This is a genomic window from Xanthomonas sp. WHRI 7065 (assembly GCF_040203115.2).
Taxonomy (GTDB): domain Bacteria; phylum Pseudomonadota; class Gammaproteobacteria; order Xanthomonadales; family Xanthomonadaceae; genus Xanthomonas; species Xanthomonas arboricola.
Genome location: NZ_CP168194.1, coordinates 2760490 through 2787307, shown reverse-complemented (window position 1 = coordinate 2787307; position 26818 = coordinate 2760490). Strand labels below are relative to the sequence as shown.

General features: G+C 64.2%; 19 protein-coding genes and 1 pseudogene. 14 read left to right on the top strand and 6 right to left on the bottom strand.

Annotated features, from left to right (window positions below; translation table 11 throughout):
* Positions 1-74 precede the first annotated feature (74 nt).
* From ABQY64_RS11695 to ABQY64_RS11665, 7 genes are all read left to right on the top strand, one after another.
* A complete protein-coding gene (locus ABQY64_RS11695; protein WP_016903549.1) occupies positions 75-386 on the top strand; it encodes an integration host factor subunit beta in 312 nt (103 codons plus the stop codon).
* Positions 387-451: 65 nt separating this feature from the next.
* The gene (locus ABQY64_RS11690; RefSeq protein WP_349779379.1) at positions 452-757 is read left to right on the top strand and encodes a LapA family protein; all 306 of its coding nucleotides are present in this window, start codon (positions 452-454) and stop codon (positions 755-757) included.
* Between the two features lie 6 nt (positions 758-763).
* Positions 764-1942, top strand: a complete 1179-nt coding sequence (gene lapB / locus ABQY64_RS11685) for a lipopolysaccharide assembly protein LapB (RefSeq protein WP_016903547.1) — start codon at positions 764-766, stop codon at positions 1940-1942.
* Entirely contained in the window at positions 1942-2919 is a 978-nt protein-coding gene (locus ABQY64_RS11680; protein ID WP_349779412.1) for a glycosyltransferase family 4 protein, read from the top strand. Before lapB ends, ABQY64_RS11680 begins: the two co-directional genes overlap by 1 nt.
* A gap of 13 nt (positions 2920-2932) precedes the next feature.
* Positions 2933-4840 carry a nucleoside-diphosphate sugar epimerase/dehydratase gene (locus ABQY64_RS11675; protein ID WP_024939212.1) on the top strand — a complete coding sequence of 636 codons (1908 nt, stop codon included), beginning with the start codon at positions 2933-2935 and terminating at the stop codon, positions 4838-4840.
* Positions 4840-5733 (top strand): UTP--glucose-1-phosphate uridylyltransferase GalU, encoded by an 894-nt coding sequence (gene galU, locus ABQY64_RS11670; RefSeq protein ID WP_016903544.1) that lies wholly within the window; start codon positions 4840-4842, stop codon positions 5731-5733. Before ABQY64_RS11675 ends, galU begins: the two co-directional genes overlap by 1 nt.
* Positions 5734-5905: 172 nt before the next feature.
* Entirely contained in the window at positions 5906-7762 is a 1857-nt protein-coding gene (locus ABQY64_RS11665; RefSeq protein ID WP_349779380.1) for a monovalent cation:proton antiporter-2 (CPA2) family protein, read from the top strand.
* Between the two features lie 123 nt (positions 7763-7885).
* On the opposite strand, the gene ABQY64_RS11660 is transcribed toward ABQY64_RS11665, so the two are convergent.
* On the bottom strand, positions 7886-8206 hold the full coding sequence (locus tag ABQY64_RS11660; protein WP_046342931.1) for a DUF1244 domain-containing protein: 321 nt from the start codon (positions 8204-8206) through the stop codon (positions 7886-7888).
* Between the two features lie 49 nt (positions 8207-8255).
* Here ABQY64_RS11660 and folD point away from each other — a divergent pair, with 49 nt between their 5' ends.
* The 4 genes and pseudogenes from folD to ABQY64_RS11640 all read left to right on the top strand — a co-directional run.
* Positions 8256-9140, top strand: coding sequence for a bifunctional methylenetetrahydrofolate dehydrogenase/methenyltetrahydrofolate cyclohydrolase FolD (gene folD, locus ABQY64_RS11655; protein ID WP_039521785.1), 885 nt, complete (start codon positions 8256-8258; stop codon positions 9138-9140).
* Between the two features lie 90 nt (positions 9141-9230).
* Positions 9231-10688 carry an IMP dehydrogenase gene (gene guaB, locus ABQY64_RS11650; protein ID WP_016903541.1) on the top strand — a complete coding sequence of 486 codons (1458 nt, stop codon included), beginning with the start codon at positions 9231-9233 and terminating at the stop codon, positions 10686-10688.
* A gap of 99 nt (positions 10689-10787) precedes the next feature.
* Positions 10788-12353 (top strand): glutamine-hydrolyzing GMP synthase, encoded by a 1566-nt coding sequence (gene guaA / locus ABQY64_RS11645; protein WP_349779381.1) that lies wholly within the window; start codon positions 10788-10790, stop codon positions 12351-12353.
* Between the two features lie 80 nt (positions 12354-12433).
* A pseudogene (locus ABQY64_RS11640) lies at positions 12434-13220 on the top strand (tyrosine-type recombinase/integrase); the annotation flags it as partial.
* A 284-nt stretch (positions 13221-13504) separates the two neighbouring features.
* On the opposite strand, the gene ABQY64_RS11635 reads toward ABQY64_RS11640, so the two are convergent.
* Entirely contained in the window at positions 13505-20137 is a 6633-nt protein-coding gene (locus tag ABQY64_RS11635; protein WP_349779382.1) for a DUF3320 domain-containing protein, read from the bottom strand.
* Between the two features lie 212 nt (positions 20138-20349).
* Between ABQY64_RS11635 and ABQY64_RS11630 the strand changes: the two genes are divergently transcribed.
* Together ABQY64_RS11630 and ABQY64_RS11625 are read left to right on the top strand one after the other, a co-directional pair.
* Positions 20350-20841 (top strand): helix-turn-helix domain-containing protein, encoded by a 492-nt coding sequence (locus ABQY64_RS11630; RefSeq protein WP_102256642.1) that lies wholly within the window; start codon positions 20350-20352, stop codon positions 20839-20841.
* The gene (locus ABQY64_RS11625; protein ID WP_349779383.1) at positions 20838-21494 is read left to right on the top strand and encodes a nucleotidyl transferase AbiEii/AbiGii toxin family protein; all 657 of its coding nucleotides are present in this window, start codon (positions 20838-20840) and stop codon (positions 21492-21494) included. Before ABQY64_RS11630 ends, ABQY64_RS11625 begins: the two co-directional genes overlap by 4 nt.
* 592 nt (positions 21495-22086) lie before the next feature.
* On the opposite strand, the gene ABQY64_RS11620 is transcribed toward ABQY64_RS11625, so the two are convergent.
* A complete protein-coding gene (locus tag ABQY64_RS11620; RefSeq protein WP_349779384.1) occupies positions 22087-22830 on the bottom strand; it encodes a glucose 1-dehydrogenase in 744 nt (247 codons plus the stop codon).
* An 86-nt stretch (positions 22831-22916) separates the two neighbouring features.
* Between ABQY64_RS11620 and ABQY64_RS11615 the strand changes: the two genes are divergently transcribed.
* Complete coding sequence (locus tag ABQY64_RS11615) at positions 22917-23480, top strand: TetR/AcrR family transcriptional regulator (RefSeq protein ID WP_104559607.1); 564 nt, start codon at positions 22917-22919, stop codon at positions 23478-23480.
* A 90-nt stretch (positions 23481-23570) separates the two neighbouring features.
* On the opposite strand, the gene ABQY64_RS11610 is transcribed toward ABQY64_RS11615, so the two are convergent.
* The 3 genes from ABQY64_RS11610 to ABQY64_RS11600 all read right to left on the bottom strand — a co-directional run bounded on the left by ABQY64_RS11610 (position 23571) and on the right by ABQY64_RS11600 (position 26533).
* Entirely contained in the window at positions 23571-24191 is a 621-nt protein-coding gene (locus tag ABQY64_RS11610; protein WP_349779385.1) for a hypothetical protein, read from the bottom strand.
* A gap of 44 nt (positions 24192-24235) precedes the next feature.
* On the bottom strand, positions 24236-25363 hold the full coding sequence (locus ABQY64_RS11605) for a Cache 3/Cache 2 fusion domain-containing protein (protein ID WP_065031540.1): 1128 nt from the start codon (positions 25361-25363) through the stop codon (positions 24236-24238).
* 345 nt (positions 25364-25708) lie between these two features.
* Positions 25709-26533, bottom strand: coding sequence for an alpha/beta hydrolase (locus tag ABQY64_RS11600; RefSeq protein WP_349779386.1), 825 nt, complete (start codon positions 26531-26533; stop codon positions 25709-25711).
* Positions 26534-26818: the final 285 nt, after the last annotated feature.

Here is a 26818-nt window from a genome sequence, read left to right as displayed (position 1 = left end):
CAAGAGCGTGATGGATCGGCCCGGGCTTGCCCGGGCCGATTCCGATGTGTCAGTCGAAAAAAGCAAGTCTTCCCATGACCAAGTCCGAATTGATTGAAATCCTGGCGCGACGTCAAGCGCATCTGAAGGCGGACGACGTGGATCTGGCAGTCAAATCGCTGCTGGAAATGATGGGACAGGCGCTCTCCGATGGTGATCGGATCGAAATCCGCGGGTTCGGCAGCTTCTCGCTGCATTACCGCCCGCCACGTCTTGGTCGTAATCCGAAGACCGGCGAGTCGGTCGCGTTGCCGGGCAAGCATGTTCCGCATTTCAAGCCTGGCAAGGAATTGCGCGAGCGTGTCAGCTCCGTGGTCCCTGTTGATCTGCTGGATGCGGCTGACTGAGGTCATTCTGCCGCTGCGTTTATGTCGGCTCGGTTAAGCTAAGCCTCTTTTGACGGAGTCTGGCCATGAAGGTGTTTCGCTTGCTGGTGATGTTGGCCTTCCTGCTGGTCGGTCTGATCATCGGTGCGGTCAATTCCCAGGACGTCACTCTCGACTTCCTTTTCTCCAGTGTGCACACGACCTCCGGAATCGCGATCATTGTCGCGCTGCTGGTCGGTGTGTTGATCGGTGCCGGCATGGTGCTGGTCAGTGTGGTCATTCCCCTCTATTCCAAACTGCGCCAGGCCAACAAGGCGGCTGCAGTCAGTCGCACCGACGCCAGGCCGATCACGCCTGCCGCAGTCGAGCCGCGCCCCTTTGATGGACTGTAAGCGCGTATGGACTTTCTGACCGAGTGGATCTGGTTCTTCCTGTTCGTGCCGTTGGCAGCGCTGGGGGGCTGGGTCGTTGGCCGCCGCGGTGGTCAACGCCACGGCGATACCCAGGTCAGTCGCCTGTCCAGCACCTACTTTCGCGGTCTGAACTATCTGCTCAACGAGCAGCCGGACAAGGCGATCGAGCTGTTTCTGCATATCGCCGAACTGGACAAGGAAACCTTCGAGACCCAGGTCGCGTTGGGGCATTTGTTCCGTCGTCGCGGTGAGGTCGACCGCGCGATCCGGCTGCATCAGGGCCTGGTGCAACGTGCCGACCTGACCGATCAGCAGCGCGTGCAGGCCTTGCTGGCACTGGGCGAGGACTATATGAAGTCTGGCCTGCTGGATCGCGCCGAGACCGTATTCACCGAACTGGCGCAGCTGGATCAGCGTGCGCCGCAGGCGCTGCGTCACCTGATCGGCATCTATCAGGCCGAGCGCGATTGGGAAAAGGCGATCGACAACGCCACCCGTTATGAAGAAGTCACCGGCGAGCCGATGGGCAAGCTGATCTCGCAATTCGAGTGCGAGCTGGCCGACCGCTATCGCGGCCTGAGCAAGCCCGACGAAGCATTGCAGGCGATCGCACGCGCCTACCAGGCCGATGGCACCTCGGTGCGCGCCGGCATTCTGGAAGGACGCATCGAAGCCGAGCGCGGACACGACGAAGCGGCGGTACGCGCGTTCGAACGTGCTGCGCGGCATGATCCGGAATACCTGCCGGAGATCATTCCTGCATTGATGGCGGCGTATCGCCGGGTCGGCGATATCGCCGGCGCACGTAATTTCCTGTCCGAGATGACCGAGCACTATCGCGGCATTGCCCCGGTGCTGGCGTTGACGCAGCTGATGGAGGCGCAGGACGGTGTGGCACCTGCGTTGGCCTATCTGGGCCGTCAGCTCAAGGACCGGCCATCGGTCCGCGGCGAATCGGCGTTGATCGACCTGACCCTGGCCGAAGGCAGCGACCCGGTCGGCACCTTGCAGGATCTCAAGCACATCACCGACCAGTTGCTGGTACGCAACCCGAGTTACCGCTGCACCCGCTGCGGCTTCGGCGCGAAGACGCACCACTGGCAATGCCCGAGTTGCAAGGAATGGGGCACGGTCAAGCCGCTGTTGAATTACGCGGTGGTCTGATGCCGCAGGCCTGGCTGTGGTGGTGTCTGTCGCACCTGACGGTCGCGGCACTGGGAACCTGGTTGTTGCGGCGCTACGCGCTGCATCGTCGGCTGCTCGATCATCCGGGCGAACGCCGCAGCCATGTGGTCGCCACCCCGCGTGGCGGTGGCATGGCAATCGTGGCGGCGCTGCTGTCCGGGTGCGTGGCGGCCGGCGTGTTCTGGCCGGCGGCAGGCCCGATTCTTGGTTGGTTCGCGGCCGGGCTGGTGCTGGTGGCCGGGGTGGGTTGGTGGGACGACCACCGTCCGCTCTCGGCCAGGCTGCGTTTTGCGATCCATCTGTTGGCATCGGTCATGCTGGGCTGGCTGGTCAGCCATCACACCGGCAATCTCTGGGACGGTGTGCTTACCGCCATGGCGTCGGTGGTGTTGATCAATGTCTGGAACTTCATGGACGGCATCAACGGCCTGGCCAGCAGCCAGGCGGCCCTGGCCGCGCTGGCATTTGCTGCAGTCGTGCCTGGCGCCTGGGCCTGGGCCGGCCTTGCCGTCGCCGCGGCCTGCCTGGGATTTCTGCCGTTCAACTTTCCGCGTGCGCGGATCTTTCTGGGTGACGGCGGCAGTGGTGCCTTGGGATATGTGCTGGCTGCATTGCTCGCACTCACGGTAGCGAGCGGGCGGGTAAATTGGTGGATCAGCTGGTTGCCGCTGACCGCATTTCTTGTAGACGCCGGCTTCACGCTGCTGTCTCGCATGCTCGCGGGGCAACGGTGGTGGGAGCCGCATGCCCAACATCTCTATCAGCGGCTGGCACGCAGGCTTGAGACGCACGTTCCGGTAACCGGTATTTATTTCGCTTTCAGCGTGGCTGCCGTCTGCTTGTATGTGTTAATTCGTCATGATGCAACTTGGCTGCAAGTGTCCGGAGCCCTGGTATGGGGCGTGGGTGCCACCGCAATCTGGTTTTTTCTGCGCGATGGACTGCGCAATTCCTGAGTAATGGACTTTTATGATTTCCTGGCGTGACCGTTTGACCAAAGCCCTGCCGCAAGCAGCGGTGGTGCTGCATGACCTGTTGATGGTGTGGGTGTGCTGGCAGCTGTTGCACGCCGGCCGCTACTCCATGCTGCGCGAGGCTCCCGATCTGCCGTTGTGGGATTGGCGCACTGCCGTGGTCCTGGTCGCGCAGGGCCTGGTGTTCTGGAAGATGGGCCTGTATCGCGGGCTGTGGCGATTCGCCTCGGTGCCGGACTTGTGGAACATCTTCAAGTCGAGTTTTCTCGGTCTGGTCGCGATCGTGCTGGCGCTGTCCTACGACCGCCTGGATGGGGTGCCGCTGTCGGTGCTGGTCGTTTATCCGTTCGCACTGTCGGCGCTGCTGGGTACGCCGCGGCTGCTGTACCGCGCCTGGAAGGATTACCAGATCGCGCATTCCGGAGATGCCGCGCAGCGCGTGTTGATCCTTGGCGCAGGTCGCGCCGCCGAGGGTCTGGTCCGTGATCTGCGCCGCACCGGCGCATTCGTGCCGGTCGGCTATCTGGACGATGCCAACAATCTGCATGGCGCCAAGATCCAGGGCCTGAATGTGCTGGGCAATCTGGATCAGGCTGCAGCCATCGCCAAGGAGACGGCTGCCAAGCTGCTGGTCATCGCGATTCCGTCGCTGGATGCCTCGGGCATGCAGCGCGTGGTGGCCATCTGCGAAAGTACCGGGCTGCCGTTCCGCATGGTGCCCAAGCTGATCAACGTGCTGGAAGGGCGCTCGTTGCCGGGCGAACTGAAAGAAGTCGCGATCGAGGACCTGCTCAACCGCAAGCCAGTTACCCCGGATTGGCGCCTGATTCGCGACTGGTTGACCAACAAGACGGTGATGGTGACTGGCGCGGGTGGCTCGATCGGTTCGGAAGTCTGCCGCCAGTGCGCGCGTCACGGTGCGCGCCGCATCGTGCTGCTGGAGATCGATGAGCTGGCGTTGCTGACCGTTGATTCGGACCTGCGTCGGTTGTTCCCCGATATCGAAGTAGTCCGCGTGCTGGGCGATTGCGGCGACCCGGCGGTGGTCGCGCATGCCTTGAACACCGCGCTGCCGGATGCCGTCTTTCATGCCGCGGCCTACAAGCAGGTGCCGTTGCTGGAAGAACAGTTGCGCGAGGCGGTACGCAATAACGTGCTGGCCACCGAAAACGTGGCGCGCGCCTGCCAGCGTGCACGCATCGAGACCTTCGTCTTCATCTCCACCGACAAGGCGGTCGAGCCGGTCAACGTGCTGGGCGCGAGCAAGCGCTATGCGGAGATGATCTGCCAGAGCCTGGACGCACGCGATGCGCCAACGCGCTTCATCACCGTGCGTTTCGGCAACGTGCTGGATTCGGCCGGCAGCGTGGTGCCGTTGTTCCGCGAGCAGATCCGCCAGGGTGGCCCGGTCACGGTGACGCATCCGGATGTGACGCGTTACTTCATGACCATTCCGGAAGCCTGCCAGCTGGTGGTGCAGGCCGCGGCCTCCGCCTCGCATGGCGCGATCTATACGCTGGACATGGGCGAGCCGGTGCCGATCCGCCTGCTCGCCGAGCAGATGATCCGTCTTGCCGGCAAGCAGCCCGGCAAGGATGTGGCGATCCTCTATACCGGCCTGCGTCCGGGCGAGAAGCTGCACGAAACCCTGTTCTATTCCGACGAAGACTATCGCCCCACCGCGCATCCCAAGATTCTGGAAGCCGGTGTGCGCGAGTTCTCGCACGAGCAGGTGTTGCAGCTGGTGACGCGCTTGCGTGAGGCGGTTAACCGCTATGACATCAAGGCGATGGAGACTGTGCTCGGCAGTCTGATGCCGGATTTTGCGGCTGCTCGACGGAAAGTCGACGCGCGATCTGATACGGTCGTTCCATTCCCCGCACGTGAGGTCAGAAGACTTTAATGAGCAAGCGTATTCGCAAGGCCGTATTCCCCGTCGCAGGTCTTGGGACCCGCTTTCTTCCGGCAACCAAAACGGTGCCGAAGGAAATGCTGCCAATCATCGACAAACCTTTGATCCAGTACGCCGTCGACGAGGCCATCCAGGCCGGTTGCGACACGCTGATCTTCGTGACCAATCGCTACAAGCACTCGATCGCCGACTACTTCGACAAGGCCTACGAGCTGGAGCAAAAGCTCGAGCGCGCCGGCAAGCTTGAACAGTTGGAGCTGGTGCGGCATGCCTTGCCGGAAGGCGTGCGCGCCATTTTCGTGACGCAGGCCGAAGCGCTCGGTCTGGGGCACGCCGTGCTGTGTGCCAAGGCCGTGGTCGGCGACGAGCCGTTCGCGGTGTTGTTGCCGGACGACCTGATCTGGAACCGCGGTGCCGGTGCGCTGACTCAGATGGCCGATGTGGCCGAAGCCTCGGGCGGCAGCGTCATCGCCGTGGAGGATGTGCCGCACGACAAGACCGCCAGCTACGGCATCGTGGCCACCGATGCGTTCGATGGTCGCAAGGGGCGCATCAACGCCATCGTCGAAAAGCCCAAACCGGAAGTGGCACCGAGCAACCTGGCCGTGGTCGGCCGGTATGTGCTCAACCCGAAGATCTTCGAGCTGCTCGAAGAGACCGGTGCCGGCGCCGGTGGCGAAATCCAGCTGACCGATGCGATTGCCGGACTGCTGCAGCAGGAAACCGTCGACGCCTATCGCTTCGAAGGCCGTCGCTTCGATTGCGGCGCGCATATCGGCCTGATTGAGGCCACCGTGCATTTCGCGCTCGAGCACGAAAAGCATGGCGGGCCGGCCAAGGAAATTCTGCGCACCGCATTGGCCGAGGCCGACGCGCGCGGCTGATTGCCTGGCCATCGCCTGCATTCACGAACGACGCCATCTGGCGTCGTTCGTCGTTTGTGGCCTCGCTGGGCGAGAACGCCGTGCCGCTGGCTGATCGACACGTCAGGCGGCTTTGCCAACGTCGCACGCTGGTGCAAGTTTGTGGTGCGCGCCTGCGGCTAGAATCCTCGGCATGAGCCAGCCTGCCGAATCCAGCGAACTGATCAACGTGGTGGCCCTGCTGGGCGCTGCCGTAGTCGCCATCCCGGTGTTCCGACGTCTGGGCCTGGGCTCGGTACTGGGTTATCTGGCCGCGGGTCTGGCGATCGGTCCGTTCGGCCTGGGCTTGTTCGATGACCCGCAGGCGATCCTGCACGTGGCCGAGTTGGGCGTGGTGATGTTCCTGTTCGTGATCGGGCTGGAAATGCGGCCATCGCACCTGTGGAGCCTGCGCAAGGAGATCTTCGGCCTGGGGACGCTGCAGATCGCAGTGTGTGCGCTGGTGCTGACAGGCATCGGCCTGTTGCTCGGCTTCGCGCCGCCGGTGGCATTCGTGGCCGCATCCGGCTTCGTGCTGACCTCCACGGCGGTGGTGATGCAGTTGCTGGCAGAGCGGGGCGATGTCGCCTTGCCGCCGGGCCAGAAGATCGTGGCGATCCTGTTGTTCGAGGACCTGTTGATCGTGCCGCTGCTGGCGATCGTGGCCTGGATGGGCGCCAACGGCGACCCGCAGGCGGCGACGCAACGCTGGCAGGACATCGGCATCGGTCTGGCCTGCATCGTCGGCCTGGTGGTGGCGGGGCGCTGGCTGCTCAATCCCTTGTTCCGCATCCTGGCCGCGTCCAAGGCGCGCGAGGTGATGACGGCGGCGGCCTTGCTGGTGGTGCTGGGCGCGGCGCTGTTGATGCAGGTCGGTGGGCTGTCGATGGCGATGGGCGCGTTTCTGGCCGGTGTGCTGCTGTCCGAATCCACCTTCCGGCATCAGATCGAGGCGGATATCGAGCCGTTCCGCGGCATCCTGCTCGGGCTGTTCTTCCTGGGCGTCGGCATGAGCCTGGACCTGCGTGTGGTTGCGGCAGACTGGCGGCTGATCGTTGCCGGTGTGCTGGCGCTCATGCTCGGCAAGGGCGTGTGCATCTACGCCGTGGCGCGGCTGATGCGCAGCGACCATCGCCAGGCGTTGGATCGTGGCGTGCTGATGGCGCAGGGCGGCGAGTTCGCCTTCGTGCTGTTCGCGGCAGCATCGGCGTCCGGCGTCATCGACGCGCAGGTCAACGCCAGCCTGACGGCGATCGTGGTGTTGTCGATGGCGCTGACGCCGCTGTTCGTGCTGTTGCAGCGACGGCTGACGCCGGCCGCCCAGCCGTCGCTGGAAGGCGTGGAAGCCGTCAATGGCCAGACCGGCAGCGTGCTGATCATCGGGTTCGGGCGCTTCGGGCAGGTTGCCAGCCAGTCACTGCTGGCGCGCGACGTGGATGTGACCATCATCGATAACGACATCGAGATGATCCAGAGCGCAGAACAGTTCGGTTTCAAGATCTACTACGGCGATGGCACCCGGCTCGATGTGCTGCATGCCTCCGGTGCGCACAGCGCACGCGCGATCGCGGTGTGCATCGACAACCGCGAGGCGGCCAATCGCATCGTCGAGCTGGCAAGGCACGAGTTCCCGCACGCCAGGTTGCTGGTGCGCTCGTTCGACCGTGAGCATTCATTGCAGTTGGTCGCTGCCGGGGTGGACTACCAGATTCGCGAGACCTTTGAGTCGGCAGTGGCGTTCGGGCAGGCGGCCCTGGTCGAGCTGGGCGTGGACGAGGACGAGGCGGTCAGCATCGCGCGCGAGATCCGGCGTCGCGATGCCGAGCGGTTCGAACTGGAGATTGCGGCCGGCAACACGCGTGCCGGTGCCGTGGCAGGGCTGATGTACGGCAATCTCACGCCCACCGTGCCCAAGCCCACGCCGTTCACCCCGCCGCGGCGGGAGAGCCGCACGCTCAATCCCGATGCGGTACCGCAGGCCAATCAGCCAGAAGCCGTGACCCGCGACTGAGTCGTGTGCGGCGTGAGCCGAAGCAGGGTCGGTGCTGCGGTTGCCTCGGCTGGTCGAGAAAAAACCTGGGGCGATAGAGCGGCCGGCACCAAGCTGCCGGCCTGAGCTGACAAGTCGACCGGCTCAGCCGTGCCGGCGTTGAGCGGCCGCGAAGGCTTCCAGTTGCTCGGGCGTGGCGTCTTTCTGGTGCTGCCGTTTCCAGTCGGCAAACGGCATGCCGTACACCGCTTCGCGCGCCTGCTCCTTGCTCATCGGCTGGCCGTGCGCTTCGGCGGCTTCGCGGTACCAGTCGCCCAGGCAGTTGCGGCAGAAGCCGGCCAGGATCATCAGATCGATGTTCTGCACATCCGGGCGCTGCTGGTTGAGATGCTGCAACAGACGGCGAAATGCGGCTGCTTCGATGGACGTGGTGATGGAATCGGGTGTCGAGGTGGTGTCGGTCATGACGGAATCGGGGACAATAGACGGCCTTCGACTCTACACCTGACGCCCCATGACCGTTTCCGCGCCAGCTGCCTCTGCTCCGGCCCGCCTTCTCGATGGTCGCCGCATCGCCGAGGAACTGCTCGACGGGCTGAAGCTGCGCGTGGATGCGCGCCTGGCCGCCGGCAAGACGCGCCCCGGGCTGGCGGTGGTGCTGGTCGGCGGCGACCCGGCCTCGTCGGTGTATGTGCGCAACAAGCGGCGTGCGGCGGAGAAGGTCGGCATCGAGGCCTTCGATTACGACTTGCCGCAGGGCACCAGTGAGGCGGAGTTGGCGCGGCTGATCGACCAGCTTAATGCCGACCCCAAGATCCACGGCATCCTGATCCAGCTGCCGTTGCCGGGCATCCCCGATGCCAATCGCCTGATCCAGCGCATCGATCCGCGCAAGGACGTCGACGGCTTCCATCCGCAGAATGTCGGGCACCTGGCGCTGCGCGAATTCGGCCTGCGTCCGTGCACGCCGCGCGGCATCGTGACCTTGCTGGGGCACACCGATCAGCCGGTGCGCGGCCGCAACGCGACCATCGTGGGTGTGAGCAATCACGTCGGCCGGCCGATGGGCCTGGAGCTGCTGATCGCCGGTTGCACGGTCACCAGCTGCCACAAGTTCACCCCGCCCGAGGTGCTGGAAGCCAGCGTGCGCAATGCCGACATCCTAGTGGTGGCGGTCGGTCGCCCGGGCCTGATTCCGGGCGAATGGGTCAAGCCGGGCGCAGTGGTGATCGATGTCGGCATCAATCGGCTGGACGACGGCCGCCTGGTCGGCGATGTCGGTTTCGACGCAGCGGTGCAACGTGCGGCCTGGATCACGCCGGTGCCGGGTGGAGTCGGGCCGATGACGGTCGCCACGCTGATGCAGAACACGCTGGAAGCGGCCGACGCGGCTGGCTGAGGCGCGTGTAACGCTGCATTGCAGTCGCGTTGTGTCTTCGTGAAGGCTTTCAGGGTAAAATGCCGCGCTTCCCCAAACTCGGGTCCGCCGATGCTCCGCATCCAGGCTGAAGCTCTCACCTACGACGACGTTTCCCTCGTCCCCGCTCATTCGATCGTCCTGCCCAAGGACGTCAGCCTGGAAACCCGGCTGACCCGCGATCTGCGCCTGAAACTGCCGATTCTCTCGGCCGCGATGGACACAGTGACCGAGCACCGCCTTGCGGTGGCCATGGCCCAGCTGGGCGGCATCGGCATCATCCACAAGAATCTGACCCCTGCGCAGCAGGCCGGCGAAGTGGCCCGGGTCAAGAAATTCGAATCCGGCGTGATCACCGAGCCGTTCACGGTGAGCCCGGACACGACCATCGGCGAGGTGCTCAAGCTGACCCGCGCGCGCAACATCTCCGGCGTGCCGGTGGTGGATGGCAGCGAACTGGTCGGCATCGTCACCAGCCGCGACATGCGCTTCGAGAAGAAGCTCGACGATCCGGTCCGCCACATCATGACCAAGAAGGATCGCCTGATCACCGTGCGCGAAGGCGCCAGTGACGAGGAAGTGCTGGAGCTGCTGCACCGCAACCGCATCGAAAAGATCCTGGTGGTCAACGACAGCTTCGAGCTGCGCGGCCTGATCACTGTCAAGGACATCCAGAAGAAGACCGACAACCCCAACGCGGCCAAGGACGGGTCCACGCGCCTGCTGGTCGGCGCGGCGGTCGGCGTCGGCGGCGACACCGAGCAGCGCATCGAACTGCTGGCGGCGGCCGGCGTGGATGTGGTCATCGTCGATACCGCGCACGGCCACTCGCAGGGCGTGATCGATCGCGTGGCCTGGGTCAAGAAGGCGTATCCGCAGCTGCAGGTGATCGGCGGCAACATCGTCACCGGCGATGCCGCGCTGGCACTGATGGACGCCGGCGCCGATGCGGTCAAGGTCGGCGTGGGCCCCGGGTCGATCTGCACCACGCGCGTGGTCGCCGGTGTCGGCGTGCCGCAGATCACCGCGGTGGACATGGTCGCCGAGGCGCTGCAGGACCGCATTCCGCTGATCGCCGATGGCGGCATTCGCTACTCGGGCGACATCGGCAAGGCGCTGGTCGCCGGCGCCTCCACGGTGATGGTCGGCGGCCTGTTCGCCGGCACCGAGGAAGCCCCGGGCGAGGTCGAGCTGTTCCAGGGCCGCAGCTACAAGAGCTACCGCGGCATGGGCAGCCTGGGCGCGATGGAGAAGGGGTCCAAGGACCGCTATTTCCAGGATTCCAGCGATGCCGACAAGCTGGTGCCGGAAGGCATCGAAGGGCGCGTGCCGTATCGCGGCCCGGTCGGTGGCATCGTCCATCAGCTGATCGGCGGCCTGCGCGCCACGATGGGCTATGTGGGCTGCGCGACCATCGAGGAAATGCGCACCAAGCCGAAGTTCGTCACCATCACCGGTGCCGGCCAGCGCGAAAGCCACGTCCACGACGTGCAGATCACCAAGGAACCGCCGAATTACCGCATGGGCTGATGCCTCTGCGTGAATGGGGAATCGGGAGTCGGGAATCGATGAACCAGCGTCTGCGCCGCTTTGCCCATTCCCGATTCCCCGTTCCCAATCCCGGCCCCAATGACCAACATCCACAGCGACAAGATCCTCATCCTCGATTTCGGCGCGCAGTACACCCAGCTGATTGCGCGGCGTATCCGCGAGATCGGTGTGTATTGCGAGATCTGGGCCTGGGATCATGACCCGGCCGAGATCGCCGGTTTCGGCGCCAAGGGCATCATCCTGTCCGGTGGTCCGGAGTCGACCACCTTGCCGGGTGCGCCGGTCGCGCCGCAGGAAGTGTTCGACAGCGGCTTGCCGGTGTTAGGTATCTGCTACGGCATGCAGACGTTGGCAGCGCAGCTGGGCGGCGCGACAGAGGCGGCGGATCAGCGCGAATTCGGTCATGCCGAAGTCGATGTGGTGGCCGCCGATGCCTTGTTCGCAGGGCTGACCGATCATGCCGGCGCGTCGCGTCTCAATGTGTGGATGAGCCACGGCGACCACGTGTCGCAGGTGCCGCCGGGCTTCACCGTCACCGCGGTGACCGACCGCATCCCGGTGGCGGCGATGTCCAACGAGGACAAGCGCTGGTACGGCGTGCAGTTCCATCCCGAGGTCACCCACACGCTGCAGGGCCAGACCTTGCTGCGACGCTTCGTGGTCGATGTCTGCGGCTGCCAGACGCTGTGGACGGCGGCCAACATCATCGACGACCAGATCGCGCGCGTGCGCGAGCAGGTGGGCGATGACGAAGTGATCCTCGGCCTGTCCGGCGGCGTCGATTCGTCGGTGGTCGCCGCGCTGTTGCACAAGGCGATCGGCGACAAGCTGACCTGCGTGTTCGTCGATACCGGCCTGTTGCGCTGGCAGGAAGGCGACCAGGTGATGGCGATGTTCGCCGAGCACATGGGCGTGAAGGTGATCCGCGTCAATGCGGCCGATCGTTACTTTGCCAAGCTCGAAGGCGTCAGCGACCCGGAAGCCAAGCGCAAGATCATCGGCAACCTGTTCGTGGATATCTTCGACGAGGAATCCAACAAGCTGGCCAATGCCAAGTGGCTGGCGCAGGGCACGATCTATCCGGACGTGATCGAGTCGGCCGGCAGCAAGACCGGCAAGGCGCACGTGATCAAGAGCCACCACAACGTCGGCGGCCTGCCCGAGCACATGAAGCTGGGCCTGGTCGAGCCGTTGCGCGAATTGTTCAAGGACGAAGTGCGCCGCCTCGGTGTCGAACTCGGCTTGCCGCGCACGATGGTGTACCGCCATCCGTTCCCGGGCCCGGGCCTGGGCGTGCGCATCCTGGGCGAAGTGAAGCGCGAATACGCCGAATTGCTGGCCAAGGCCGATGCGATCTTCATCGACGAACTGCGCAAGGCCGATCTGTACGACAAGACCAGCCAGGCGTTTGCGGTGTTCCTGCCGGTCAAGTCGGTCGGTGTGGTCGGCGATGCACGCGCCTACGAATGGGTGATCGCGTTACGCGCGGTGGAGACCATCGACTTCATGACCGCGCACTGGGCGCACCTGCCATACGATTTCCTCGGCACGGTGAGCAACCGCATCATCAACGAACTGCGCGGCGTCTCGCGCGTGGTCTACGACATCTCCGGCAAGCCGCCGGCGACGATCGAGTGGGAATGATGGAGCGTCTTTCGGAGGCTATCGCCAGGTATCGGTAGAAGTAATTTAACTTTTTGATTATAAAAGTATAAGTTGCGCTTTCAATAAGCTTCCGCTACGACTACTGTCTCAATGGACGCCGCGAGACGCTGACCCTCGGACGGTGTGGGCCGGCCGGCATGTCGCTGGCCATGGTGCGGGAGCGGCTGCTCGACGCCAAGCGCTCGGTCGATCAGGGCCTTTCCCCGGCGCTGGAGCAACAGCGGGCCAAGCGGCGGCTGACGGCCGCCAGGACCTTCGGCCAGATGACGGAACGCTGGCTGGTCGATGCCCGCATAGCCGACAGCACCCGGTCGATGCGCAAGCACATCATCGACCGCGACATCCTGCCGGTCTTCCAGAATCGCAAGCTGAGGGAAGTCACCCCCGACGACCTGCGGGCGCTGTGCAACAAGGTGAAGGCGCCCGACGCACCGGCCACGGCCATCCACGTCCGGGACATCGTGAAGCAGGTCTATGCCTTAAGCCTTCGCCATCCTGCACGGCGAACGGCTCGCCAACCTTGCCGACGACGTGTAGGCGGCCTCGATCGCGACCTTCATTCCCAAGGACCGGGCGCTGTCGCCGGCCGAGATCCGGCTGGCCTTCCAACAACTGAAGACCATCGCGTCCTATCCGACCATCCGGCTGGCCTTGCGCCTGGTCTTGCTGACGATGGTGCGCAAGAGCGAACTCGTCGAAGCGACGTGGAACGAGGTGGATTCCGAAAATGCCACCTGGACGATCCCCAAGGTGCGGATGAAGCGGCGCAAGCCGCACGTGGTCTACCTGTCGTGGCAGGCGATGGACATCTTCGTGGCCTTGCACACTTGCGCTGACAACGCGAGGTAGTGGGTATCGATGCCGTGGAACAGTGTACTGTCCCCACTAGCCTCATCACCAAGCATCGCCTTGTAGCGCTCGAGTTGGAAGATGGGACGCAGGAGTAGCAGGTTGCGCTGCTGACGTGACAGGCCAAGCAGGTCTGTGGCGCCATCCAATCGCTCGCTGCTCTCGGAGGATGCCTGCGGCCAAGGCTCTGCCGGGACTATCTTGGGCGTTGCAAGGCCCTGTTCCGGGTTCGACGGTAGCGCCTCCTGGTGTGGCATGGCTCCCCTCCTGAGAATGTCTACCTAATGCCCTGTCGAATGCACGGCCTGCTCCAAGCGCATTCGGCTGGAGGCCCGCAGCTGCTGGAGGCCCAGTCTCCGCGCCATTGCGTAATACACAGCTTCGTCTTTCGTTCCTTGTGTGATCACAGCACGGGCCAGCGAAGCCAGTTCCTGCAGGCTGATCTCGTCGACCGCCCGCACGCTGTCCTCGTCGGCAGGCGCCCGGAAAGGCGGCTCCGTTGCAGGATCGAGATGCTCGGGCCAGTAGAACGTGCCGACCTCTTCATCCGTCGTCCGATGGCGGGCTCGAGCAAGTTGGAACACGCGCTCGCGGATCCGCCCGCCTGTGCGTACCCAGCCGTGGGCACGGGCGATGCGGCGAGCCAGCAGGGCGTCGAGCAAGGGGCCTTCATGATCGATGACGTGGGCGATCATGGCCAATAGGGTGTCGTTGTAATCGTCGTCGAAAAAGCGATCGGGATTGGCGCCGGCGACCGCTTCGGCCGGATGGGTGACCCGATAGAGCGAGGCTTTGGGTGGCGTTGTTTCTGCGATACCGGCATGGGCTGATGCTGCGGAGACCTGGCGAGCAAAGACTTCCTCGACTTGCTGCCATGGAGCTGTCGCCGGGACTTCTGGTGCGACCGGACCCGCATCCTGGATTGGGGCCGCCGTTTCCTCGTCTGGCTTCGTTACTGACGCCATAGCTTGCGCGATGGCCGCCTGCGCCAGGCGCTCGGCCTCAGCTTCGCGCTCGGCCTGTTCGGAGCGCCGCTTGCGCTGGGCCGTGAGCACGGCTTGCAGCCGGGCGTCCAGCCTGTCGAGCGTGCCGGCCGGATCGATCCACCAGTCGGTGGACCAGACCCGCACGATGTCCCATCCCAGGCCGCGCAGAACCTGCTCGCGCAGCTTGTCGCGGTCGCGCGCGGTGGCGCTGCGATGGTAGGTGGCGCCATCGCATTCCACACCGGCCAGGTAGCGTCCGGGGGCGTCGGGATCGACGATGCCGAGGTCGATGCGGAACGAGGAGGCGCCGATCTGCGGCTGGACGTGCCAGCCGCGCCGGGTCAGGGCGGTGGCCACAGCTTGTTCAAAGGGACTGTCGAAGCCCCCCAGGCTGCCTCTGTTCGATTCCGCCAGCGCGCGAGCGCCGCGTTCGGCGAATTCCAAGAAGTGCTTGAGATCGCGCACGCCGATGGCTTGAGTGCGCGCCAAATCCATCTGCTCCGCGTGGAAGCTGGCGAATACGCGCAGTTCGTGACGCGCGCGGGTGATAGCCACGTTGAGCCGGCGCTCGCCGCCTTGGCGGTTGAGTGGACCGAAGTTCATAGCCAGTTGGCCTGCAGGGTCCGGGCCGTAGGTGATGGAGAAATAGATGAGATCGCGTTCGTCGCCCTGCACGCTCTCCAGGTTCTTGACGAACAGCGGCTCCAGTTCGCTCTCGGCGAAATAGGGCTCCAGCCTTGGATCCTGGCGGCGTGCCTCGTCGAGCAGGTCCTCGATCAGTTTCTGCTGCTCGGCATTGAAGGTAACCACTCCAATCGTAAGCCCGATTTCGCGGAAACCGGGCGTCGTCAGGCGCGCCACCACGTCGGCGACCAGCGCCTTCGCTTCGGCCGGGTTGGTCCGCGCACCGCCCTTCTGGTAGGTGCCTGAGACCGGCTGCAGGCTGACCGCGCGATCGTTGGTGACGGGTGAGGGGAAGGTGACCAGTTCGCCGTCGTAGTAGGCATGATTGGAGAACGCGATCAGGCTTTCATGACGGGAGCGGTAGTGCCAGTTCAGATTCCGTGTCGGCAGGTTGGCTCCGATGCACTCGTCGAGGATGCTCTCCAGGTCGGCCTCGACGTCTTCGTCGTCCAGCCCGGATTCGGCGCGGTCGAAGAACGAGGTGGGCGGCAACTGCTTGGGGTCGCCGACCATGACGACCTGGCGGCCGCGGGCGATGGCGCCGATCGCGTCCCAGACCGGGATCTGCGAAGCTTCGTCGAAGATCACCAGGTCGAACGCGTTGGCTCCGGCCTGGAGGTACTGCGCGATGGACAGCGGGCTCATCAGCAGGCAGGGCGTGAGCTTGGTCAGCGCCTCGGGAATCTGAGCCATCAGTTCGCGCAAGGGCAGGTGCGCGCGCTTCTTGCCCATCTCGTGCCGTAGCAGCCCCCATTCGGAGTTGCGGCTGACGTTGTCCTGCGAGGGCAGGTCGGCGCACAGGCGGGCGCGCAGCCAGTCCCGGGTCAGGGCGGTGAAGCGTTCGTCGAGTTCGCGGAAATCGCGGATGCGCTGTTCATGCTCGGCGCTGACGAAGCCGCGGATGACCGGCTCGTGATCGACCACGGCGTTGAGCCACCAGCGCGCGTAGTTGGTCTCGAAGGTTCGGCGTGCCTGGTCCGGGCCGACCCGGCCCTGCTCGATGCCCTGGACCAGGGGGGGCAGCCCGAGTGCCAGCGCCTCGTCGCGCGCCTGGCGCCATGCGCACCAGCTGCGCAGCCCGTGTTCGGCGCGCACGATGGACTGACTTTGCTCGATCAGCCCGTCGAGTGATATGGACTGCCACTGCGCCTGGGCGGCCTCGGCAAAATGTCCGGTTGTCGCGAGTGCCTCGCGCCGGGGTAGCAGCTGTTCCCATTTCTCCACGTATCGAGCGCCGGCCAGCACGATTCGACCACCTGGCTCCAGCAGTGCATTGGCATCGCCCAATAGCGCATGCAGCGGTGCCTTGCAGGCAGAGATCTGTTCGGGCGTGGTGGCCAGGCGGGCCAGCACGGCAGCCAGATCCTCTCGGAGCTGGCAGGCATGCTCGAGGTCATCCAGGTGGGTGGCGAGACCTTTCCACAGGCCTGCGGTGGACTCGCGCAAGTCGTCCAGGGCGGCCAGTGCTTGTTCCGTATCGGCCCGCTGGCGAAGCGTCTGGTGGTCACGTGTCAGCGTGGGGCCGCAAGCGCCTTCCTCAACCAAGGTGTGGGCATCCAATGCACCTAGCTGGGCATGGCTGCGCCAGTCGCTCAGGAAGTCGAGTGCGGCACGCAGGCGGTCGACTGGTGTGGCGTGGCCTGCCCATAGGCCGTCGGTCGCCGTTTCCAGCGATGCCTGTGCCGCAATGTCTTGGTCGAGCTGGCGCAATTGCCGTGCCCGTTGCAGATCGGCTTGCAGGGCGGCCCCGCATTGGCCGTTGGCGATGGCATCGAAGCCGTCGTCCTCCCAGGGCTGGCCTTCGCGTACGGCGGCCAGGGCGGTTTGCCAGCGCAGGGCCGTGTGTATCTTGTCCTCTTGTGTCTCCAGTCCTGCCCAGACGTCCGCACACTGCTGGCCTGGAACGATGGCCTGGATCTGCTGGCGCAAGGCGCGGATGGCCTTCCAATGCTGCAGATCGTTGGCGACGTCGGGCTGCGCGTCGCCTGTGATAGCGCTGGACAGTTGTGCTGTGACTTTGCGTTTACCCAGCCAGGACTTGGGCCAGAACGTCTGCTCGGCCTGTTCCCACATTTGCTGCAACTGGGCGACGTCGAGCTGTTCGATCGCCTTGCCGTAGGGAGCCGATAGTGCCGAGTGGTGCTCGACGAGTTGGGCCAGCAGGCCCAGCCCTTGGTTGAGCTGCACGGTGATGCGTATCGGCCAGGGCTCGCCGAGTTCTGCGCGAGTCTGCCGGTGCTCGGCGAGCAGGGCCAGCCCGTCGGCGCAGGCAGTCATGACAGAAGCGGGCCACGGCGTGGACAGCTGTATGTTCAGTTCCGCATGGCGGCGCACCAGTGCCGCGCCTTCCTGAAGGCGTTGGCTCAGGCTGCGTGCGTCGGGCCGCAGGACAAAGCGCCAATCATGTCCCGCCGCCAGAGGCAGGCGTTGGGCCAGGAGCAGCAGCGCTTCGCAGGTTTCGGGCGTCAAGGTGGGCGAGGGCAGGCCGATGGCCTGGACAAACGCCTGGGCGGATTCGATCGTCGCCTGGGCGGCGGGAAGCACATCACGCGCAGTGGCGATTAGTTGCTGCTGCCAGGTGGGCGACCAGTCTCCCTGGCCGACCAGGGCCAAGGGGTGCTGCGCCAGCGCGGCATGGCCAATGGCCTGTGCGTTGACTTCCAGTCGGTCCACGGCACTGCGCAACTGTTCGATGCCAGTATGATCGTGCTGATCGGCCGAGGGCCAGGCCAAGTGAAGTGTCGGGACGTCGTGTCCCGCGCTGACGGTGCCGATGGCATCGAACAGGCTCAAGCCGTTGCGGCGACGCTGGTGAAGGCGTTCCACATAGATGTTCAGCGCATCGCGCAGGCGTTTGAGTTTCTCGGCCTCGGCCCGCCACTGCTCGGCGTCGGCCTGGCCACTACTGGACCAAGCCGATTGCAACTGCGTCAACACGTCGAGCTTGCGGGCTTTGCTCGAGTGCAGCTCCAGGCAGAACTCGCCCAGGCCGATTTCACGCAGGCGCCGGTAGACGACGTCCAGCGCCGCGATCTTCTCGGATACGAAGAGGACGCGTCGGCCCTGTGCCAGGGATTGGGCGATCAGGTTGGCGATGGTCTGGCTCTTGCCCGTCCCCGGTGGACCGATCAGGACGAAGTCCTTGCCCTGCGAGGCGGCCAGCACGGCTGACAACTGCGAGGAATCCGCCGGCAAGGGGCAGAACACCTGCCTGGGGTCGAAGTGCTGGTCCAGTTCGCGCACTTGCGGGAACGGAGCGCCCGGTGGATAGGCATCGCGCGGGGTGTCCAGCAGGTGGCGCACGACCGGGTTCTCTCGCAACTGTTCGCTGTGCTCGGCCAGGTCTTTCCACATCAGGTACTTGGCGAACGAGAACATGGACAACACCACGTCCTCGGTCACTTCCCAGCCCTTGATGTCCTTGATGGCGTGGCCGACAGCCTTCCACACCGCAGCGACGTCCAGGCCGGCATCGTCCCGCGGCAGTTCGCCTTCGAGCGTGCCTAGGCTCAGTTCGAAGTCCTGGCGCAGCATCTCGATCAAGGTCGGATTGAAGCGGGGCTCGTCGTCATGCAGGCTGAGCGTGAAGCCCGAGCGGGCGCTCTTGCGCTGCAGGCTGACCGGCACCAGGATCAAGGGCGAGCGGTAGCGCTGACCGTCACGGTCTTCGCGGGTCCAGGACAGGAAGCCCAGGGCGAGATAAAGCGTGTTGGCACCACCTTCCTGCAAAGTCGTGCGAGCGCTGCGAAACAAATCGACCAGGCGTGAATCGAGTTCGATCTCGGGAACGCCAACGAAAACCTCGCCTTTCTGCAGGGCTTCCAGCGCGTGCGCACGGCGCACGTTCTCGCGTTCGCGGGCTTCGTAGATGGCCTGATCGCGCGGATCGGCACCGTCCATCAGGTCTGGACGCGGGCGCAGCTTCAGGGACTGGCCGCTGGCCAGCATGTCTTCCAGCGCGCCAGGGTCCGGTGCTTCCAGCTTGAGTGCTTTCTTGCCGGCCTTGAAGTTGAGCAGGTTGTTGCGAAGCGACAGATCCAGCAGCTTGCGTTGCCAGCGAAGCAGCCGGTCTTTGGGATCGAGCTGGCTGGCATCTTCCGCATTGGCCGGCGCGTTGTCGGGCAGGTCAGGCGCGTCTTCGATCTTTGGCGCGGCGGGCGTGGACGGTGACCCTTTGGTGTCCGACGCCGTAGCAACTGCCGCCTCCGCACTGGCCAATGGCTTGATGCGCTGCAGCCGCGCCCGGCGGATGTCAACGGCCAGGCGGAATCCCGCATCCTGAGATTCATCAACCTGCTGGGCACCGCGTTCGGTGGCATAGCTGAAAGGGACAGTGGGGCGCTGGGTGATCAGGGTGGTCTCGAACAGCACCAGTTCCTTGAGCCTGAGGCGCTTGCGCAAAGCGGTCACGTCGTCGACGACCGTGTTGGAAAACTCCTCTGGTTGCAGCCAGACACCTGCAAAGGCATGGCCCTCTGTGAAGACCAACAGGGGGTTCAACCCTGCCTGCTCGAGTGCGGCGCAGAACAGCAACGTGAGGTCGAAACACGTCCCCAGCCCCGAGCTTTCGATCTGGCTGGGACTGCGCACCTTCTGGCCCGACTGCTCGAAGCTGGCCGGGGGCAGGGCATAGTCCAACTGCATGCCAGCCGTGGCCCCCCAGAGGGCCGAAGCCAGTTCCCAGGCGCGTTTGGCGCCGCCGGTGTAGCCATCCAGTGCGGGGTTGCGATCGTTCTGCCGCAACACCTCGGCGGTTCGCTTGAGCAGCCGATCCACGGCCGGATCGTTGGGTTGGACGAAGGCGGCGACCAAGTCCGGCAGATGCGAGATGCCGCCCCATTGGTTGCGTGGCAGCAGCTCCAGATGGCTGTCGCGCTGCGCGAGGGCCGGGATGGACGCATCCGCGCCCACGGAGCGCAAGGCCAGCGAGACCGTGGCCGTCTCGGCCTCGGTTAGCCGCGCCAGCAATCCGCCGTCCAGATTCAGGTCCAGGTCGCGGATCGGATAGCGGGAGCCCGCGGCCAGCGCGTCGATCCGCCAACGGCGCGGCTTCAGAAAGGGCGGATCGGACGTCAGGACCAACTCGACCTGCTCATGCTTCTGATCGGTCTCGTTGACCAGCCAGAGATCCCGCAACAGTGGGACCGCATTTTGAAAGTCCGCCAAGTTCAATTTGGCGATCAGGGTAACGTCGATTTTCAATTCGGCAGCGGTGGCCGAATCTTCCAGTTGTGTCTCGTCCATGGAATCCCCTGCAGTGCCCTGTCATAACGCGCATTACGCCCCGTTACGCCCTGCCAGGATATTAGCGCCAGTTGGCAAAGATATCGGCTAGATAAGAGCCATCGCAGCGAAATAGGGACGACGGCTTGCCAAATCTGCCTTCTTGCAGGTGGTGATAAGTGGGTATATTATGTAAAAAATATTAGACATTTAGCCTAACTATCGCGCCTGCCATGAACCTCATCGACATCGGCCATACCGTACGGACCCGGCGCACTGAGCTGGGCCTGTCCCAGGCGCAGTTGGCACACTTGAGCGGACTGTCTCGCCAGACTCTGGTCGGCCTGGAAAATGGCACGCTGAGCGATCTTGGCGTCAACCGTGTGGGGCAGGTGACGGCGGTACTGGGCTTGGACAGTCCCAAGCTCGATACGCAAGCGAGACGCAAGAAGCGCGGCCTGTGGATGGCGGCCAAGACGGTGAGCGTCAGCTATGCACGTGAACTGGCGCCCGAGGCGCTGGAGCAGGCCCTGGCGAGTGGCGAAGTGCCTGCTCCATTTGTCCCTCACCTGACACATTTACTCGACGAGGCGCCTGTGCCCATCGTCGTGATGGCCGTGGAAGAGGCGGCCTCGCGTGCGCACCTGCCGCCAAGGCAGGTCTGGCGCAACGTGGCGAAGCTGGCCGGGTCCTTGTCCGTGCACCGTCGGGCGCTGTGGGCATGAAGCCTGTGGCACTGCCCGGCGGTCCATGGGAGAAGCTTTTCCCGCGGGCGTTGGCGCTGATCGACGAGATTAGCCAGTACGGCGGCATCACGGACCCGTTCTGGACCCTGGGCGGTGGAACCGTGCTGATGTTCCGTTACCGCCATCGGCTGAGCAAGGACATCGACATTTTTGTGCCCGATCCGCAGTACCTCGGCTTTGTCACGCCTCGTTTGAGCGACTCGGCGGCGGACTTGACGCAGGACTACACTGAGCAGCCAGGCGCCTTCGTCAAACTGCAATTCGAGGAGGGCGAAGTCGACTTCGTTGCCGCTCCCAATCTGCTGGACGGCGCCTGGGACACCTGGGATATCGGCGGTCGCGCTGTGAAGGTGGAGACAGCCGCCGAAATCATTGCCAAGAAGATGTATCACCGTGGCGATCGGGTCACGGCGCGTGATCTTTTCGACCTGGCGCTCGTGATCGAGCGCGAGCCTCAGCAGCTTCTGGCGGCGACGCCGTTTCTCCTACGCCATCGGGAGGCGTTTCTGTCCCAGATCCAGGCGCCGCATGCCGGCCTGCGCGCCGCGTTCAACGCCATCGCCATGCTGGATTACACGCCCAGCTTCGATCATTGCGTAGTCGTGATCGTGGACTTCCTGGGCGAACTGTAATCCCTTAGCGTGTGGTCGTTCCCGGTCGTAGTGGAGCGCGCTAAGATGCATCCTGATTGGCAATAAGCCCGAAAGTGTCGACGCCGCGCAGATCGCTCCACGACCCGCACCAGCATTAAGCGCGTGTTTTTGACGGTAGATCGCGACGGTCTAGATTTATCGATTACTAAAAATCCCTTAAATCACGGGGGTTTACGAGGCCCGTTGATGACAGAGTGGGGAATGACATCAGGTTTTCGGTGACTGTCGCCAGTCGTCGAAAAGATGAGGCAAGTATCGATGATGGTGAAATAGTCCGGGTGCGAATGCGCCCGGACCCCGCCGTTGGCGTGGGAGGGTGAGGCGTCCTGCACTCAGGTACGTTCGACCTTCGCGGATGATGGGATGCTGGCCTGCGCTCGTGCCGTTGCTGGATGCCAGGATCACCCTCTAGAAGCGCGGGTTGCATCGCGCCTTTGCGTCAAACAAGACCGCACAGCGGGATACCCTGCGCTCGACGAAGCGTTTCGACCAGAGCCGCAGCCATGCCTGCACGATCAGCACGGCTTCGACACGCAGGATCGCCGTGCACCGCACGCGTCTTGCCCAAGGCCTAAACCGCAGCGACACCACCGTCGACGAAAAGCTCATGGCCGGCGACAAAGCTGCTCTCGCTGGATGCCAGGAAGAGGACTGCCCGTGCTACCTCGTTCGGTTCGGCCAACCGCCCGAGCGGAACACTCCTGCTCAGCGCCTCTTCAACTTCGGGCTGCGAATCGAGGTAGCTGCGTATCAGGCGCGTCTGCGTGCCACCAGGCGAGACGACGTTTACGCGGATGCCTCGCTCCTTGAGGTCAGTGGTCCAGCTTCGGGCAAACGAGCGCACCGCGGCCTTGCTGGCGTTGTAAAGAGATTGGCCTGGCAGACCCTTGCTGCCAGCGATGGAGCCATTTAGGACGATAGCGCTGCCCGCAGCCATCAGCGGTAGCGCTTTTTGCACGGTGAACACCATGCCTTTCACATTGACGTCGAAGGTCGTGTCGAAATGCATAGCGTCGATCGCGTCGAGTGGGACGACCTCGTAGATGCCCGCATTGGCGAACACGACATCGACCTTGTGGTGATCGCGTTGGATGCGTTCATAAAGCCGCGCGACGTCGTCGGAATTGGTGACATCGCCTTGCACACCGACTGCTCCGTGGCCGATCTCCTTTACGGCCTCGGCAAGTGCGTCCTGCCGACGCCCGGTGATGTACACCTGCGCGCCTTCCATTGCGAACAGCTTCGCCGTTGCCAGGCCGATGCCGTCGCTGCCCCCCGTGATCACCACCACTTTGTCTTCGAAACGGTTCGTCATCTTCCGGTGCCTTCTTCGAATATGGAGGATTGCTCCACTTATGATATGGAGGTAACCTCCACTTGACAAGAGAGGGAGGAAAACGTGTGAGCGATGAACCTGCCCTTCGGGCTGACGCGCAGAAAAATCGGGAACTCATCCTTTCTGCAGCTGAAGCGCTCTTTCTGGAAAAAGGAGCTGGTGTCCCGCTCGAGGAAGTTGCCAAGCGCGCAGGTGTCGGCATCGGTACGCTGTATCGTCGCTTTCCCACGCGCGAGGCACTGTTAGCCGCGACCAGCAACGAGCGCTTCCTGTCGCTGGCGCAAGCCAGCCGTGCGCGCGACCGAGACCTTGCTCCAGGCGAGGCGGTACGCGCGTACCTGGAAGAACTTGCCAGGAACACGAGCATTTATCAGAGCCTTGCTGCTTCGATCGGGGCTGTTATCCAATGCGGGACGCCCGGCTGTCATGCGATCACCGCAGAAGGGCGCCGGCTGCTTCAGCGCGGGCAGGACGCGGGTGCGATCCGTGGCGACGTCACGTATGAGGATTTCATTTGCGTGGTGACTGCCATTTCCCTTGCAGTCGAAAATGACCATTCATCGAAATCGCGGATCGGGCATTTCGTCGACTTGTTCTTGAATGGCATAAGCGTGAAAAGTGCGGATTAGCCAGCGATAATTCCGCTATCTCCGCACGAGTGGGCGCGAAAAAAAACCGCGCAATGCGCGGTTTGATCCTAGATCTACTGTAGTTACCCGTCAGCGCAGCTTGGTCAGCGCCACGCGCGCGTCGGCCATGAATTTCTGCGTTTCCTGTGGCGTGGAGAGGTTGGCGCCGAGCTGGTTGAGCACCTGCTCGATGTCGCTCGATGCGTCCCAGGCTTCGTCGCAGAGCATGCCGGCGATCGGGCCGAGATAATTCAGCGCGACTTTTTCCAGTGCATCGCGGACGCGCTCGTCGGGTGGGGAGCCAGCGCCTGCAGGTGCTGCGTTCGGTGCGGCGAGCGGCGTTGCTGCGGCCGGTGCCGGAGCCGCTGCAATCGCTGCCCGCGGCGGTGCCGGCACACCACCCAGATCCTGTTCGAAACCGCCCATCAACCACTGCCGCGAGTCGTCGCTCAGCAGCGAGGGCTTGCCCATGCCGGCGCCGGGATCGGCCTGGAAGCGGGCCTTGGCCGCATTGACCATGGTGAGGCGTTGCACCGCCTCGTCATTGCGCAGCATGCGGAAAACCACCTCTTCGATCTGCCCGGCGTTGAGGCGGATGATGCAGGAGTGGTTCTCCTCGGTGACGATGAACAGAAAGCCGGACGCCTTCTTCAGTGCCAGCGCCTTGAGCTCGCGCAGGACCTCGATCAGCGGACGGAATTCAGTGGACATGGCGTCTTCCTTGCATCATCTGGTACGGAATGGGTGCGTGCAGCTCAGCGTTTGCTGAGCCGCTCCATGGCCAGCCGGACACTATTGGACAGGCGGGAGATGGCGCGCGCCAGGGTACCAATTTCATCCTTGAGGTTGACCTCGTCGATGGTGTGGTTCCACTTGCCCAGGCTCAGCTCTTCGGCCACGGTGGTCAGGTGCTGGATCGGGCGCAGCACGCGGCTCCAGATCAACGCCCACTGCAGGCCGAGCAACAGCGCGCACACCAGCAGGCCGATGCCGGCGATCCACAGCGACTGGCGCACGATCACGCCATTGACGTCGCTCTTGGGGTAGGCCGACACCAGAGTGAAGCCCCAATCGGGCACTTCCTGCTTGGTGACGACCCAGTCGTTGGGCGTTTCCTTGACGATCCGCTCGATGGTGGCGGTGTCGGTGGTGGCGCCGGTGGTGGACTGGAAGCGCAGCTTGTTCTTGCTGTCGAACACGGCGATGAAGCCGGAGTCGAGCACGCGACGGCTGCTGACCACGTTTTCCAGCGCCTGGGTGTCGGCCTTGTAGCCCACGTACCAGGCACCGATCACGCGCTTGTCGTTGCCGGCGAAGATCGGCTCGTAGCCGGTGACGTACGGGTTGCCGAGGATGTCGACCACGCCGTAGAAGCTTTCGCCGTTGCGCAGCTTGGCGGCGGCCTGGCCGTTGGGGTCGAGCACGGTGCCGATGGCGCGGCTGCCGTCGTCCTTCTTGACGTTGGTGGAGATGCGCACGAAGTCATCGCCGGTACGCGAGAACAGCGTGGCGGTGCCTTCGTGGATGGCGGTGACATCGTCGAGCATGTCGAAGACGTTGGCCTGCGCCTTCTGGCCCAGCAGCAGGTCGTTGGCGCTGCGCTCGCCCACGCGCACTTCGTTGCCGACACTTGCGGCGCCGTGTGCGTTGGCTTCCTTGCGCAGCTGGCGCATGGAGGAATTGACGCGATCGAGCATCATCGCGCGGGTGACCGAGAACAGGGTCTGCAAGGACACCGACTGGCGCTCGATCGCGTCGCCGGTCTCGAACTTGACCCGATTCGCTTCGGTAATGGCCAGAATGACCGTCAGTGCCACCACCACGACCAGCACCAAGGCCAGCACCGGCAACAGCAGGCGCACCCGCAAAGAGTGACGAAGCATCGCAATTCCCCTGAACGCGTTTAGTGATTGAATCGAACGCCGTCGCAGCCCCCCGGCAGCGGTCGGACCTAGCCGTTATCGGCTGTTGCGCATGATGCTGAAGCGGCCCCCACGCCGCTGGCGGTGCATACGATAGCTCAAGCCGATCGTTTTGGAAGCGCGGCGGCTGCGTCAAGTGGCGTGGCGTTCAAGAACGGTCGAGAACGTCACAGGCTTGCGGCGGGACGGGCGTGGCCGACGAACGGCGCGATGGCCTTTGCGCGCCTGGAAGCCGGCGGCGCGAAGGAGAAGCGCATACAAAAGCCGACTCTCACGAGCCGGCTCGGGGTCGCGAATCGAACCGGATCAGGCTTTGGCGAAGGCCAACAGGTCCTGGTTGAACTGATCGGCGTGGGTGACGGGCAGGCCGTGCGGGGCGCCAGGGTAGATCTTCAGTTCGGCGTTCTGGATGATCTTGGCCGACAGCTTGCCCGACGCATCGATCGGCACGATCTGGTCGTCGTCGCCATGCACCACCAATGCCGGCACATCGATCTTCTTCAGGTCCGGGGTGTAGTCCACTTCGGAGAACTGCTTGATGCAGTCGTACTGGCCCTTGTGGCCGCCCAGCATGCCCTGCAGCCAGAACGCATCGCGCATGCCCTGGGTGACCTTGTGGCCGTCGCGGTTGGCGCCGAAGAACGCCGTGGTCAACTCCTGGTAGAACTGCGAACGGTCCTTGGCCACACCTTCGCGGATGCCGTCGAACACGCTGATCGGCAGGCCACCGGGATTGGTCGGGCTTTTGACCATCTGCGGCGGCACCGCGCCAACCAGCACCACCTTGGCCACGCGCTTGCTGCCATAGCGGCCGATGTAATGCGCCACTTCGCCACCGCCGGTGGAATGGCCGACCAGGATCGCGTCCTGCAGGTCCAGCTGCTCGATCACTGCCGCCAGATCGTCGGCGTAGGTGTCCATGTCGTTGCCGTCCCAGGTCTGCGACGAGCGGCCATGACTGCGACGGTCATGCGCGATCACGCGGAAGCCGTGTTGGCCCATGAACAGCATCTGCGCATCCCAGGCATCGGCGCTGAGCGGCCAGCCGTGCGAGAACACCACCGGCTGGCCCTTGCCCCAGTCCTTGTAAAAAATGTTGGCGCCGTCGGGGCGGGTGACGAAATTGGACATCGGGTTGACTCCGTTATTGGTCGGGTAGGGCGGTGTGGTGGGATGAGCGCGTAGCGCCGGGACAGCACTGGCCAAGCTCGGCAGCGCTAACGCTGCCAGAGCCGCCGTTGCAGAGATGAGAAAGCTGCGTCGACCGGGCGCGTCTCGAACGGAGGCATGGACCATTCTGCGGGCGAAGGCATGCAATCCGGACGTCGTGATCACGGGCCTGGCGTGATGCGGTCAGTAGCGCATGCGTCGAACTGGTCGTTGCACACGGGACGCGCAAGGCACCGCCAACCATCA